Raw genomic sequence first — 14,608 nt, 5'->3', positions numbered from 1 at the left:
AGTGTAATTAACTCATAATTTTGCCGGAAATATCATTCTACTATGTATTTGTGTAATTAATTGTGTCTGACTACTTATCCAGTCACTCACCAAATTTCCTCCTCGCCGGAAAAAACCTAAAACCCTATCAGGGATTGAAACACACTTTTTAATGTCGTCGATTCTGTAGATGCCGGCCGGAAAAAACCTAAAACCCTATCAGGGATTGAAACTCCTTCATTCCCTTTTGAAAATGGCTTACTAATGCCGGAAAAAACCTAAAACCCTATCAGGGATTGAAACTTTATTTTCCGCACCCGGCTCTCTCTCTAGATTGCCGGAAAAAACCTAAAACCCTATCAGGGATTGAAACTATACTGTCAGCAGCGCCAACGGGTGCGGGTAAGCCGGAAAAAACCTAAAACCCTATCAGGGATTGAAACATCGTCCGCAGGTAAGCGAACTAAGTAACGCTTACGCCGGAAAAAACCTAAAACCCTATCAGGGATTGAAACAACAAAAAATTGGAAGCGATCGCAGTTAAAAACAAGCCGGAAAAAACCTAAAACCCTATCAGGGATTGAAACCACACGATGGGGCGGAAAATGCCTTAACTCAACAGAGCCGGAAAAAACCTAAAACCCTATCAGGGATTGAAACAAAAACTAGAATTTTCATTGGCAAATCCCGTAAAACGCCGGAAAAAACCTAAAACCCTATCAGGGATTGAAACTTCGCCTTTTCTTTCCCAGTTTCTGGCTAGAATCCAGGCCGGAAAAAACCTAAAACCCTATCAGGGATTGAAACTAGATAATTTGTCGAGAGTATCATAAAGCCTTTGGCCGGAAAAAACCTAAAACCCTATCAGGGATTGAAACTCAACACTTAGTAAAAAGTGGATCTACAAATGCGTTTGCCGGAAAAAACCTAAAACCCTATCAGGGATTGAAACATCAACGCATATATGGGAGGTATTAACCTCGCGCCGGAAAAAACCTAAAACCCTATCAGGGATTGAAACTTAATATCAAGCGACATTTCTGATAAATGAACAAGCCGGAAAAAACCTAAAACCCTATCAGGGATTGAAACTCCATACTTGCTACTGGACTCTAGCCAGTAACTGCCGGAAAAAACCTAAAACCCTATCAGGGATTGAAACAAGCTTTTTCCAGAAACGAGGGCGACGACCTTTAGCCGGAAAAAACCTAAAACCCTATCAGGGATTGAAACTCATAATGCTTCTTACCTGCTGCAATCAACGAAGCCCAGCCGGAAAAAACCTAAAACCCTATCAGGGATTGAAACACAAGTATAGCGATGTGCCTGCTACAAACCGGAGCCGGAAAAAACCTAAAACCCTATCAGGGATTGAAACAATCTCCGGCAATGGAGGGCTTACCTAAGTTTCCGCCGGAAAAAACCTAAAACCCTATCAGGGATTGAAACATGGAAGATGAAGAAGCATAAAACACGCGAAAAAGCCGGAAAAAACCTAAAACCCTATCAGGGATTGAAACCTAAGTAGCTCAAGCTTACATTTTCTTTGTTAAGGCCGGAAAAAACCTAAAACCCTATCAGGGATTGAAACGTTACAGAATTGGCGGCACCGCCCAAAGTCAAAGAGCCGGAAAAAACCTAAAACCCTATCAGGGATTGAAACTACTTACTGGCCGCGAGGTAGTGCCGGCCGCGGTGAAGCCGGAAAAAACCTAAAACCCTATCAGGGATTGAAACCTACTGGCTGGTGGATTTTCACTCTTTGTATCCCCCTATGCCGGAAAAAACCTAAAACCCTATCAGGGATTGAAACGGCTGTTCTCCCCCCCACTCAATCCGCCGGGCGATCGCAAGCCGGAAAAAACCTAAAACCCTATCAGGGATTGAAACGATTTCCCATAACCCTATCCGTTCACCTTTCTCGCCGGAAAAAACCTAAAACCCTATCAGGGATTGAAACTTGTCTTCATTCCAGACCGCGCGGTCTGTTGTTCTACTTCCCCAAGCCGGAAAAAACCTAAAACCCTATCAGGGATTGAAACTACCGGAGACAAGGACAAGTGGCCAGGAATCGGGAATATGCCAGAAAAAACCTAAAACCCTATCAAGGATTGAAACGCTTAGCTTGGGCAAAGCCCACAGACCACAATTCAGCCGGAAAAAACCTAAAACCCTATCAGGGATTGAAACTGGAGATTGCGGAAATGAGTTACCCATTCTTCACCTGGCCGGAAAAAACCTAAAACCCTATCAGGGATTGAAACGCGGTGAATCTAACGCAACTTGTTCCGGTGATGGAACGCCGGAAAAAACCTAAAACCCTATCAGGGATTGAAACCTAAGTCTATGTGGCAGATATACTTGGAAGAAAGCTGGAAAAAACCTAAAACCCTATCAGGGATTGAAACTGAGAATTTCGAGTCCGCCGACCACTTCCAGACCTGGCCGGAAAAAACCTAAAACCCTATCAGGGATTGAAACTGAACTCCAAGTAAATCTCTGGCAAGCATTGCCATCGCCGGAAAAAACCTAAAACCCTATCAGGGATTGAAACAAAAATATCTGCTCAGTCCGTGAAGCCGTAGAGCCGGAAAAAACCTATTTCCCCATCTAGGGCTTGAAACGCCCAAACTACAAAATTATTGGCTCAAAAATAGACCTCTCCTCTCTCTTTCTATCTCCTCCCATAACCTCAAGCAATCGATCGACTACGCGCCTCCAAGTAAAATTTTCAGCCACAAAAGCCGGGCCCGCAACCCTCGCTTTCGCAGCCAATCCAGGCTGTTCGATCGCCCCTTGCATCAAATCACTCAAATGTTCCCACTCAGGAGCTAAGATAAATAACGTTTCCCCGTCACTTACCACACTCATAAATTTACTTTCAATCCGCAGTGCAAAGTCCGATCGCGTAAAATCATCCGTAGGGCCGCCGGCAGTGCAAATAACCGGCAAACCGCAAGCTGCAGCTTCCAATACCGGCAGATTAAAACCTTCTGCCAAATAGGGAGAAACATAAACATCTGCTGCTTGGTAAAACTCTGCTATTTGAGCAAAAGATAGCTGGCTACCAGTATAAATTAATCTCGGTAAAACCCTCGCTCTTTCCGCATCGTTGAGCACAACTCGGCAGGCTTCAGCAATCTCGTCTCTCGACGGATAAAGCAGTTCAGAACCTTTTAAAACTAATCTCGCATCTGGATATTTGTCAACTACCGCAGCGAAGGCTTTTAATAAAGGGCGAATACCTTTGCGATCCGTTTGTCCTCCGATGTTTAAAAATATAAAATAGTTTGACCAGCCCAAGCTTTGGCGCAGTGATTGACGCCGATCGCCCGCAGCAGGATAATAAATATTAGGATCGACTCCCAAAGGTACAACGGCAATGCGATCGGCCTCAACACCGCTGCGAATTAAGCCGGCTTTTGACCAAGCTGAAGGTGTAATAATTTTCGTTTCTGAGTTAACCGGAGTTTGGGCGATCGACTTCACACCCATCGCCTGTAATACTGAACTGGTAATAATCCCCCATTCTGTGGCTGCAAATACCCAAGTTTGAGCGCTGCTGGATGCCGAGAAGTCCCACGGGCAGTACATTCGCAGAGTAACATCGGCTGACTGATTTACCGCAGGACTCTTAATGCTGCGAAGTAATGTTTCATTTGGGCGATCGAACAAACTAATTTTCGTCTCCCAAGCGGCGTCAATGTAGGGCATATCCCGGTGGAAAAGCTCCATTTGACTTCGCGGGCGATTCCCTACAGGATAGCTGCGCCGCGCGTGCATTTCCAGCAGTTGAAATTGATTGACTACGCAATAGGAATGATAAATAAAACGCCAGCCTTCAACAATAATCTGCAATTCAAAACTCCCGCTTTTAGAATGAAAAATTAACCTAATAATTAAAAATTGGTAATTAGCAACTAGCAGAAATTACCAATTACCAATTACCAATTACCAGAAAGAATAGGTTTACAGCCCCAAGCCCGATCGAGAGAAATTAAAAGAAGACTGTTCATTACTCCAATCCTCGGACTTGCAGGTAGATGTCGGTATCCCAGGTCAACAGTCAACAGTCAACTGTCAACTGTCAACTGTCAACAGTCAACAGAACAACTCCTTACTTAATCACTTGCCAATCCATAATCCGCCACTGTCCGTCTTGGCGGATCAAGTCATAGCGCACCCGCAGGTTTTCATTGCGGGAAGAAACGAGCTGATCGCGATCGAACACTTCAGCTTTTTCCCCGACTTGGGCTTCTACTTGGGCGCGATCGGGATTAGTCGGATTCGGCTTAACTCCATTAACTTGCAGCTTGTGTACATAACGCTGGTGCGCGTTGTTTCGCTGTTGAGCTTCTGCCATCAATTGCCAGCGAGACAAAGCCGGTTCTGTCAGAACTTGCTTTAATTCTTCGACAGCGTGATTGGGGCCCAAAGCCGCTGCTTTCGCCGACAGCCAGCTTTGAACTATTTGTTCCGCTGATTCCTCAGTGATTTCTCCCGACACTGCGCCTGTGGCGCTCGGCTCTGGGGCCGCGGCCAAGGCAGGGATTTCTAAGGGCGGTTCTTCCAGGCGGACGAGGGCTTGCTCTCCTTGGAGGGATGGGCCCGATAGGGCTTGCATCGCGCTAGCCAACAGACTGAGTATTAACCACAGGAATAACAGGCTCAGGACACCTGCGACTAGAAACAAAGCCAACCTGTTTGGAGGCATGGACTTGACTTGGGCGGTAATTTCTGCTGCCTTGGTGCGCGCCCGATCGGCAAAATCGCCCTTTAGCCCATTGCCACTTGCTCCGCTGCGCCCTGAATGTTGGCGTCTGCGTTGTTTGGAAGTCGAGTCTGCAGGGTGTGGCACTGTAGCTATCGGGAGAGAGACCGGGGCAACAGCGCTTGGCGCGGCCACTGCTGCCTGGGATTTCGCGCCCGAAGCTGCGGTGGAAGCGTCGCCCGGTACGGGGGTCAAGGTGACGGTACTGGCTCCCTGCTTGGCTGTGGGTGGCTGTGCGGGTATGGCAGCGGGCGATCGGCCTGCTGCCGGTTGCAGTCGCCCTGGGAGCTTGCCGGCGCGGGGCTGCACGACGACCCATTCGTTGGCGGTTTCTGCGTCCTGTGGCAAAGCTTCTAGGTAAGCTTGTACTTTCGGGTCGGCAAAGTAGTCTTTCAAGGACACTGACTCGTTGGCCAAGTCGCGGAAGTGGGGAAACACTTCTTCTTGTAGCCAATGTTCGGCGTACAAGCACAGTCCGGGCAACAAGTCGGGTGAATCTTGGGAATGTTCGCGAATGAAGGCCAGGGGTTCTTTTTCCGAACTGAGTTCGAGGGCTCTGCTGGCTTCTTCTGTCTGGCCCAGCAGCAGCGAACAAACGGCTTTTTCCAGGTGAACGTCTTGGCGGCGACCGAGCTGCATCAGCATCAGCTTTGCCCGACGGATCATCGATGGCTGTCTGGCGGCAAATCCTTGGGCTAACAGGGTGTAGACCGAGAGGTAAGTGGCGACTGCGGAGGGGCGGCCGGCTTCGGCTTCAAATAGCGCCTGCTGCTCGCTGCTGGTTAGGTGTTTACGCATTTGCTGCACGAACCGGAGGAAGTCTTCTATTCCTAAACCCGATCGATCGTCTCCCGAACCGTCGATACCGCCTCGTTCTTGAAGCATTTCTCGCAGGATTTCCAGCCCCCGGCGACGCTCGGCGACTTTTTCTTCGGGGAGTGATAATAGCTCTAAAATGTTGTACGGACGGAGTTTGTATATGTCGGCTTGCATTTCACCCCTCACGCTTGCAAATAGGCTTTCGCGCAGCAGCAATTCTTGACCTGCTTCTAATGATTTTGCGGCATTTTCGTACTGACCTTGCTGCCACTGTTCGCGGCCGAGTTCTAGACAGGCAAGGCTGACGGTTAAAACTATATCTGGCCTCACGAGCTGAGGGTCGCCGAAACGACCTTCTGCGATCGCGATGCTGCCATTGTTAAGATACGGGCGACCCAGCTTCTGTACGAGTTCGTATTCCCCCAGTTCTTGCAGTATGAGCAGGGCTCCTACGAATTGGTTGTCATCGATTTCAATACTTGGAGTGTGGGGGTCGGGAGCAGCCTCTAAAGCCTTGGACTCTGCCGGAGCGGTTTCTCCTGCGTCTTGCAGGACGGTGGCCGTGCCTGCTAAGGTTTTTGACCTCTGGTGCTTGGCTTCCTGTGCGGCTTCCGACTCTCGATCGTAAGTTTTGGCTAAAAAACTGGCATCGTAAGCTTTGCGCCCCTCTGAGTCTGACAGAACGGCGCAGGCTTCATCGAGCAGTTGTTTGCGGGCGACGATCGCAACTTCGGAATACTCCCTGCGCGGAAGCTGTAAAGTTCGATCGCGGTGAGCCTGCTGCAACTGTTCGGCAGTAGCTTGAATCGGTAGACCCAAAATCCGGTAGTAATCTAGTGGAATTAACATAAGTTAAAGAACTGTCCACTTCCCCAAAGCGCTAGCAACTGAATTAGCCTATCTTAAGTGACATACTCCCGCAAACCAAATCAAAAATTCTGGTGTTGGCTTCCAACCGCCCCATTCACGGTATGTTGGACTTGCCGTAGAGATACTCTGATTTTTTTCCCTCTAGGGCGTTTTACAGTGAGGAAAATGCAAAGGCTCACAAGAAATACTCGGTAAGTGGGAAACGAGCGAGACTTTAGTCCTGAGAGGAAAACGACCCGGCGATTTCAATCGCCTTGAATGCCCCTCGCGGGGCGGAGGGGTGTGGTTGCCCCAAGGCGTGAGGGTATGGTTGCCCTCAATCTCCCATTTCTGGGGTAAAGTTAGCTTGTCGGTCAATGTTTAGTGAGCTTGTTAGGCTGAAAGCACTGTTCCAGTGACTTTAGAACTGTTTAACCTTCAGCGACAGAGCAAGGAACTAGCTACGCATTCCAGGGTGTCGTGACTCAAAAAACGTAGCCAGTTAAGGCGATAGCTGGTCAGTACAGCTTGGGAGAGATTTCTCTCACAAGCTCAGTGGCTTTAGCCCTGAGTTACTGATTGCCCGTCAGCTAAATGAGTCGTTTGACTCTTGAGCATTTTCGGGTTTGAGAGTAATGGAATTATATCATTGGTGTGCATGGGGTTTAGATGGGAGTTGGTTCTCCGAGTCCCGGCAATCCGCCCCGAGGGCCAAACTCATTTTAACAATTGGTGAAGTGCTGCACAGAAAAGGTGCGATCGTTTTCTGCTGCGGTTGTGTCCCATCTCGGTTTAAATTTAGATGTCAAGGAAGCCGATCGTCGGGTATTAATTATTTATGGTTCAGGAACGGACTTTACCAGTTTTTGACGCGCAAAGCGTAACCATTTCTCGGGATGAGGGCTTGATGCTCTACGAGGATATGGTCTTGGGGCGCTACTTTGAGGACAAGTGTGCTGAGATGTACTACCGGGGCAAAATGTTTGGTTTTGTCCACTTGTACAACGGTCAGGAAGCTGTCTCTACTGGCGTGATTCGATCGATGCGCCGGGATGACACCGATTACGTCAGCAGCACCTACCGCGATCACGTTCACGCTTTGAGCGCGGGCGTGCCGGCGCGGGAGGTAATGGCGGAGTTGTTCGGGAAGGAAACTGGTTGCTCGAAGGGCCGCGGCGGTTCGATGCATATGTTTTCGGCCGAACACCGACTGTTGGGAGGTTATGCTTTTGTGGCTGAGGGGATTCCTGTAGCTACGGGGGCTGCCTTTCAATCGAAGTACCGCCGCGAAGCTTTGGGGGATGAGAGTTCCGATGGCGTGACTGCTTGTTTTTTTGGCGATGGTGCTGCAAATAACGGGCAGTTTTTTGAATGTTTGAATATGGCGGCTTTGTGGAAGTTGCCGATTATTTATGTTGTGGAAAACAACAAATGGGCGATCGGGATGGCCCACGAGCGAGCTACTTCTGACCCGCTGATTTACAAGAAGGCTCATGCTTTTGGCATGGCTGGTTTTGAGGTTGACGGGATGGATGTTTTGGCAGTGCGGGAAGTGGCGAAGGAAGCTGTGGCGCGGGCGCGGGCCGGCGAGGGACCGACTTTGATCGAGGCTTTGACTTATCGCTTTCGCGGCCATTCTTTGGCCGATCCTGATGAGTTGCGTTCTAAGGAAGAGAAGGAATATTGGTTCCCCCGCGATCCGATTAAGAAGTTGGCTGCTGATTTGATCGATCGAACTTTGGCAACTGCTGAAGAATTGAAAGAGATCGATAATAAAATTCAAGCAGTAATTGACGATGCAGTGGATTTTGCTGAGAAAAGCGCCGAGCCAGATCCTAGCGAATTGTATCGGTTTATCTATGCAGAAGATGAGTAAGCTGTTGTGCATTTAACTTGTATGTTTAGGGCGGTCAGGATGCCCAATCCACAAGAGTGATATATCCCTGTAGGGACGGGGCGAAAGCCTTTGTCCCTACTGCACTTCCTCAACCTGGAATACGCTGTAAGACTTACATACAAGCTCTAATTGTAGCGTTGGCACTGCGAACCTTAATACCATAAATTGTGGCTAGAATCAAAGGTAGACTTTCTAGATGAAAAGAGGCGATATCATAAATCTCGATCGCAATCTAATTCAAGCCAGCAAAAATAAGGGTGCAGTTCGAGTCAAAGTCAAGCTAACGAATGCCATTGATGAAGAGTTAGTCAAGAGAGGATTGCTCAATCCAAATCTGTTGCGCGTGTACGAAGCAGAAGCACTGATAGATACTGGTGCAGTACGCACAGCTATTCCTGTAGAAGTCTGCGAACACCTCGGCTTAAGAATTCGGAGTCAAGAAATAGTAAAATATATCGAATCAAGCTGAAGATCGAGAGGATCGGAAAATTCTCTGAGCTTGTCAGAACCAAGCTTATTTTTAAATAGTTGTGCTTGAACCCTTACCATGTCCCTCTCCCAAGTCTGAACTTATTTCTTTTATCTGCTATTCCTTGATTGAGAGAAAGATAAACGCCAGAGAACTCAGCGCGAAATAAATAAACACAGTAAAAGCCCGACTGGACACTCTCAGTTACAAGCTTGTTAAATATTGCTATCCAAGGAACTTTAGCCCAAGAACCATTCCCTGCGGAAGCTTTTACGCTATAGATTTCTGGTAATTCCAATGAAGCACTTATTGATTTCGGCACTACATTACTACATTTCTGACATAAGTAGCAAATGAATGTCCTTTGATGTTGTCGTTACTGACCAATGGATATTTCCAAAGGATTTTTTCAAGGGAGTCTCTAAGCGCCATAACCAATAATTAATGTTGCATCTTCAATTTAATTTATATAGTGCCTCACCAGCAGCTTTCAAATATTAACCCTGCGGATAACCCAGAGGTATAACCATTAATTATACCGCAGTTGCGGTATAACATTTTATACCAAGTGTCAACTACCGCAAACTACCGCAAGATTAGCCGATCGCCCATCCTGTATATCGCCGCAAATGCAGCGCCACCCCCAACCCGCAAATCTCCCTTGCAGAAAGTAGCACAAACGTGATACGGTATAAGCTTGTGTCCAAATAACACCAGTTCATGCCAAAACTCAAAACTCGCAAAGCAGCCGCAAAGCGCTTTAGAGCGACCGGCAGCGGTAAAATTGTGCGCCGTAAAGCTTACAAAAGCCACTTGCTACAGCACAAAAGTTCAGCTCGCAAAAGCCGTCTATCTAAGCTGGTCGTCATCGACGAGACCAACGATGCTAACGTGCGGTTAATGCTTCCATACTTGTAAAGTTTAACGGAAATTAAAGATGACACGGGTAAAACGCGGTAATGTCGCCAGAGCGCGCCGCAAAAAAATTCTCAAATTAGCCAAGGGTTTCCGAGGCGCACAGTCGAAACAGTTCCGCACAGCTAACCAACGGGTGATGCAGGCCCTGCGTAACGGTTATCGCGATCGCAAAAAACGCAAACGCGATTTCCGCCGCCTGTGGATTGCTCGGATCAATGCCGCATCGCGCCAGCACGGCACGAGCTACAGCAGACTGATCGGCAACATGAAAAAAGCCAACATCGAAATCAACCGCAAAATGCTGGCACAAATGGCGATCATTGACCCGGCAACATTCGGTAAAGTCGTGGAAATGGCTAATCGAGCCGGAGCCTGAAAGTTCCCTTGATTCTCAGAAAGCACAAAGCAGAAGTAAGAAAGATTTAACGGTCTGCCAGAGAAGGAAAACTCCTGATAAATTTAGGATGTTGAGACAAACTTTCCTTCTTTGTTCTTACTTCTGGACTCTGGCTTTTTCAGAAATCGCGATCGGGCCAGTCGATCGCTATTTCCTTGTTTTTTATACAGTTGCAGAGGCAAATCTCAGAGATTGCTAGCGCCTTAAAATAAATAAAACCTTCCACAGACCTACCTAAATTTAAGAAAAACATGGATAGTAATTTACTGATTGTTTACCTGACAGTCCTGCTCGCTATACTCGGCAGCAGTTCCTGGTTTGTGGTGCGCCAGATTCTCAAAACTCGAAAGCTGGAAATGTCTCTGGAACGCTTAGAAAATAAGCTGACAGTAGAAAAAGGAACAGCACAGGAATACTACGAATTAGGAAGTATCTATCTAGATAAGAAGCTTTACTCCCAGGCGATCGTACTGTTTCAAAAAGCCCTGAAAGCCAAAGACTTAGAAGGCGAAGAAAATCAAGCTGTTATTTACAACGCCCTCGGTTTTGCACACTTCGGCCAAGAACAGTACGACATCGCGATCCGCCAGTACAAAGAAGCCCTGAAGTTGCAGCCAGAATACGTTACCTGTCTCAACAACCTGGGTCACGCCTACGAGCGCAAGAAATTAACCGCTCAAGCCTTGGAAATGTACGAACAAGCTCTCGCCTGCGAGCCAGACAATACCACTGCCAAACAGCGAGTAGAGTCCCTTCGGAAGCGTTTGGTAATCTATAATTGAGCGCCCTTGTGAGGAGCAATAGAGATCCCGCAAACCTGGTTTCATTCAGAAACCGGGTTTTTTCTTAACATAGTCCAAGATACTAAACTATCCAACACATTAATGCGTTAGTTTTTAAGAACAGGAATTCCGAGTGAAGCTCGATCACACACCGTCCCAACACTTTAAATTACTGTCAAGATAAAAGCAGTACCTGCAACGCCGGTCAGTCCTAAACAATAGAAGGAGGAGAACGTAGTGACATCAATTCTCGTTGTCGAAGATTCGTGGTTGACTCGCAGGGTAATCTGCAAAATCCTGCGAGCAGAAGGATACGAGACTTGGGAAGCATCCAGCGGCCCAGAAGCTCTAGAACTGCTGGGCACTAAAACCCCAAACTGTATGCTCTTAGACCTGCTGATGCCAGAAATGGAAGGTCGGGAAGTCCTGCAAGCCATGCGCGATCGAGGATATAAAATTCCAGTGATCGTCATTACCGCAGACATCCAAGCAAGCACCCGCTCCGAGTGCATGGAACTCGGAGCCCTGGCAGTCATTCACAAAATGCCCAACTCAGACGAACTAATCGGATGGATCAAAAAAGCTCTCAGTGTCAGCGAGGAGAGCACCCAATGAAATTAAGCACTCGACAGCTCGATGCTTTGCAGGAACTCGTCAACATCGGGATCGGTCAAGCCGCAGGGGTTTTGAACGACATGATTGACTCCCCGATTCGCTTGCAAATCCCCTACCTTCAAATCCTGACTCCCATTGACGTGGAAGAGGAGTTAGAGCAACACCTCAACGGCGAGCAAATCGCCGCTGTCCAGCTCAAATTCACAGGCTCCTTTGGAGGCATTGCCCAGCTAGTTTTTCCCACAAACAGCGCTGCCCTGCTGGTGACAATGCTTACAGGGGAAGAAGTTGGAACTCAGGATCTCGATTCAGTCAAAATTGGTACGCTGAGTGAAGTGGGAAATATTGTAATTAATGGGGTCATGGGTGCAATCAGCAACGTACTTCAGCAGCGCCTGAACTATTCAATTCCCACTTATAGCGAAGGGACGATTGCTAGTTTGCTGATATCTGGCGGTTTAGCTACTGATACAGTTGTTTTATTAGCCCAGACCAGTTTCATGATTGAAAGGCTTCACATTGAAGGAGATATCATTCTTATTTTCAATGTTAATTCCTTTGACACCTTGTTGACTGCTATCAATCAACTTGCCGGGGGTCTATGATTGAGGAGAGCAAAAGTATTAAGGAAAAGTTTGGGGTTCTCGACAGCGTACCAGTCGGCGCCTGCTTGCTGCAAGATGATTTTGTGGTGCTGTTTTGGAACGCTTGTCTGGAAGAGTGGACTAAAATTCCCCGCAGCCAAATATTGGGAACAAAGATCACAACCCATTTTCCTCACCTGAGTCAGTTAAAGTACGCCACTCGCTTCAAGCAAATCTTTGCAGGAGGCCCGCCAACAATTTTTTCTTCTCAAATTCACAAACACCTGATTCCGGCAACTTGGCAAGACGGCCAGCAGCGAATTCAGCAAACTACTGTGACTGCTGTGCCGGCCCTAGAGGCTGGCATAGAAGAACAGGAGATTAGAGACTGGGTTCTCCATACTCTTGAGTTGGAATCAGAGGGTAGTGTCGGAGTCGGCTCATCAAGAAGTGCTTTTTTGTCTAGGGAATCTGCACCCTCAGCTTCGTCATCAATATGGCCGGGGGTCAATGCCCCATCGTTCTACGCGCTGCTGGTGATTCAAGACGTGACCGACCTCACCCATCGCATCCAAGCTTACCGCACAATGCGGGATCAAGCTGTGGAAGAAGTGCAAGTGCGTCAGCGGGTGGAGGAAGAATTGCGATCGAGCCAGCATTTCATCCAGCAAATTGCTGACGCGGCGCCTTATTTGCTCTACATCTACGATTTGACCGAACAGCGCAACGTCTACGTCAACGGTCAAGCTTCTAAATTGCTGGGCTACACTCCCCAAGAAATTTTACAGATGCAAACTGCTTTGTACTCGAGTTTGGTGTACCCAGAAGATTTGCCGAGGCTCAAAGCCCACCAGAAAAAATTTCCCTCGACTCAAGACGGGCATATTTTGGAGTTGGAGTATCGGCTCAAACATCGATCAGGCGAATGGCGCTGGTTTCGCTGCCGCGACCAAGTTTTCGCCCGCACAGCCGACGGCTGCCCCAAACAAATTTTCGGCACCGCTCAAGATATCACCGAGTACAAACGGGCACAAGAGGCGCTGCGGCAGCAGAACGAACGAGAACTGCTGATGGCGACGATTACTCAGCATATCCGCCAGTCTCTGGATTTGGGTGAAGTGCTCAGCACGACAGTGACAGAAGTGCGTCAGTTCCTTCAGGCCGATCGAGTGATGATCGTCCGCTTCAACCCCTGTACCGGCAGTGTCTGCGCCGCCCCGGCGAGGGGGGCGGTAACAGTGGAATCTGTAGCTGCCAACTGCAAGCCGATGTTGGGGGAAACCCTGGAAAAATTCTGTTTTGACGAGTTCTATCTCGAAGCCTACCAACATCGGGCGATCCGACCGATCGCCGATGTCTTGGCCGCCGATTTGCCGCAATATCAAATTGATTTGCTCGCACAATTCGCGGTGAGAGCTTATTTGGTTGTGCCTTTAGTGCAAGGAGACGAGTTGTGGGGGCTGCTGATGGCCCACCAGTGCAGTCCCCGGCAGTGGATGCAGTTGGAAGTAGAGTTGCTGTCTTCTCTGGCCACCCAGTTGGCGATCGCCATCAAGCAAGCAGAACTATACCAGCAGTTGCAAGCAGCCAACCTCAAGTTAGAGCGCTTGGCTACTTCGGACGCACTCACGCAGCTAGCAAACCGCCGACGGTTCGATCAGTATTTAGAAATGGAGTGGCGTAGACAAGCGCGGGAACAAATGCCCATGTCCCTGATTCTCTGCGATATTGATTCTTTTAAAAGTTACAACGATACTTACGGGCATCAAGGCGGGGACGAATGTTTGCGACAAGTCGCCGCGGCGATCGCCGATGCAGTCAATCGCCCCGCCGATTTAGTAGCTCGCTACGGAGGCGAAGAATTTGCCGTTATTCTGCCAAATACCTCGATTCAAGGCGCAGTGATCGTAGCCGAACAAATACAGCTTACAATCGCAGCTTTGCAGCTTCCCCACGCTGGTTCTCAGGTGAGCGAGTACGTCACTCTCAGCCTGGGCGTAGCGAGTATTGTTCCTGGATCTGAATCGGGAGCCGAAATTCTGATTGCCGCAGCCGACCAAGCCCTGTATCAAGCTAAACGACTTGGGCGCGATCGTATCCAACTTTACCAGCCTGATCCTGCTGCTGGCAAGCCGAATGGGACAGGCACTTCGATACTTCCTGTAGATTTTTCTCTACCCAACACTAATTTACCCTCTCCCACCAACGCTTGACGAATTGCCATATTTGTGAATTCAGAGTAGTAATATCAGTCCGCAAAAAAAATGCCACTGTAAGCCCGTGATCCAAACCCTGATATCCCTCTTCTGTCATTGGGACCATCCCGGTTTTGCAAAAGCCTCAAATGGCCAAGAGGTCGTTGAGGTAAGCACAACGAAGTTTTAGCATTTGATTGACATTTTTTTTCAACCATTGAAAAGAAAGAAATTTTCAACCTTCTATCTAGGGCTCGCTGAATCAGTGAGAAAAGTAAACAGTGTAGGGATTTTCCGACCAAAAAAGTAGTAAGGGTGCAAGAAAAACAGGTA

11 protein-coding genes and 1 CRISPR repeat array are annotated in these 14,608 nt (G+C 48.2%); of the genes, 8 read left to right on the top strand and 3 right to left on the bottom strand.

The window, feature by feature from the left end; all coding sequences use genetic code 11:
- Window positions 1-104: 104 nt before the first annotated feature.
- Window positions 105-2,533: a CRISPR direct-repeat array (repeat unit 37 nt; unit sequence GCCGGAAAAAACCTAAAACCCTATCAGGGATTGAAAC).
- A gap of 77 nt (window positions 2,534-2,610) precedes the next feature.
- Complete coding sequence (locus tag QUA36_RS29395; protein WP_333459943.1) at window positions 2,611-3,837, bottom strand: glycosyltransferase family 4 protein; 1,227 nt, start codon at window positions 3,835-3,837, stop codon at window positions 2,611-2,613.
- A gap of 259 nt (window positions 3,838-4,096) precedes the next feature.
- The gene (locus tag QUA36_RS29390; protein ID WP_333459942.1) at window positions 4,097-6,418 is read right to left on the bottom strand and encodes an IMS domain-containing protein; all 2,322 of its coding nucleotides are present in this window, start codon (window positions 6,416-6,418) and stop codon (window positions 4,097-4,099) included.
- Between the two features lie 838 nt (window positions 6,419-7,256).
- Between QUA36_RS29390 and pdhA the strand changes: the two genes are divergently transcribed.
- Both pdhA and QUA36_RS29380 read left to right on the top strand, forming a co-directional pair.
- Window positions 7,257-8,294 carry a pyruvate dehydrogenase (acetyl-transferring) E1 component subunit alpha gene (gene pdhA, locus QUA36_RS29385; protein WP_333063130.1) on the top strand — a complete coding sequence of 346 codons (1,038 nt, stop codon included), beginning with the start codon at window positions 7,257-7,259 and terminating at the stop codon, window positions 8,292-8,294.
- Window positions 8,295-8,511: 217 nt separating this feature from the next.
- Complete coding sequence (locus QUA36_RS29380; protein ID WP_333452213.1) at window positions 8,512-8,784, top strand: hypothetical protein; 273 nt, start codon at window positions 8,512-8,514, stop codon at window positions 8,782-8,784.
- 73 nt (window positions 8,785-8,857) lie between these two features.
- On the opposite strand, the gene QUA36_RS31490 is transcribed toward QUA36_RS29380, so the two are convergent.
- Window positions 8,858-9,106 carry an MrcB family domain-containing protein gene (locus QUA36_RS31490; protein WP_445251248.1) on the bottom strand — a complete coding sequence of 83 codons (249 nt, stop codon included), beginning with the start codon at window positions 9,104-9,106 and terminating at the stop codon, window positions 8,858-8,860.
- A 398-nt stretch (window positions 9,107-9,504) separates the two neighbouring features.
- Here QUA36_RS31490 and rpmI point away from each other — a divergent pair, with 398 nt between their 5' ends.
- The 6 genes from rpmI (at window position 9,505) to QUA36_RS29350 (ending at window position 14,293) form a co-directional block, all read left to right on the top strand.
- Entirely contained in the window at window positions 9,505-9,702 is a 198-nt protein-coding gene (gene rpmI / locus QUA36_RS29375) for a 50S ribosomal protein L35 (protein WP_006634164.1), read from the top strand.
- Between the two features lie 19 nt (window positions 9,703-9,721).
- Entirely contained in the window at window positions 9,722-10,078 is a 357-nt protein-coding gene (rplT, locus tag QUA36_RS29370) for a 50S ribosomal protein L20 (protein ID WP_006634165.1), read from the top strand.
- A 272-nt stretch (window positions 10,079-10,350) separates the two neighbouring features.
- Window positions 10,351-10,881 carry a tetratricopeptide repeat protein gene (locus tag QUA36_RS29365; RefSeq protein ID WP_333164980.1) on the top strand — a complete coding sequence of 177 codons (531 nt, stop codon included), beginning with the start codon at window positions 10,351-10,353 and terminating at the stop codon, window positions 10,879-10,881.
- Window positions 10,882-11,118: 237 nt separating this feature from the next.
- Complete coding sequence (locus QUA36_RS29360; protein ID WP_333164983.1) at window positions 11,119-11,496, top strand: response regulator; 378 nt, start codon at window positions 11,119-11,121, stop codon at window positions 11,494-11,496.
- Complete coding sequence (locus QUA36_RS29355) at window positions 11,493-12,101, top strand: chemotaxis protein CheC (RefSeq protein WP_333164986.1); 609 nt, start codon at window positions 11,493-11,495, stop codon at window positions 12,099-12,101. Before QUA36_RS29360 ends, QUA36_RS29355 begins: the two co-directional genes overlap by 4 nt.
- On the top strand, window positions 12,098-14,293 hold the full coding sequence (locus QUA36_RS29350; RefSeq protein WP_333164989.1) for a diguanylate cyclase domain-containing protein: 2,196 nt from the start codon (window positions 12,098-12,100) through the stop codon (window positions 14,291-14,293). The genes QUA36_RS29355 and QUA36_RS29350 overlap by 4 nt, the downstream gene beginning before the upstream one ends.
- The last annotated feature ends 315 nt before the right edge of the window (window positions 14,294-14,608 follow it).

Source organism: Microcoleus sp. Pol10D4, from assembly GCF_036701555.1.
In the GTDB taxonomy this organism is placed as follows: domain Bacteria; phylum Cyanobacteriota; class Cyanobacteriia; order Cyanobacteriales; family Microcoleaceae; genus Microcoleus.
The sequence above is the reverse complement of the archived record's forward strand: the minus strand, read 5'-3'. Positions and strand labels throughout refer to the sequence as shown.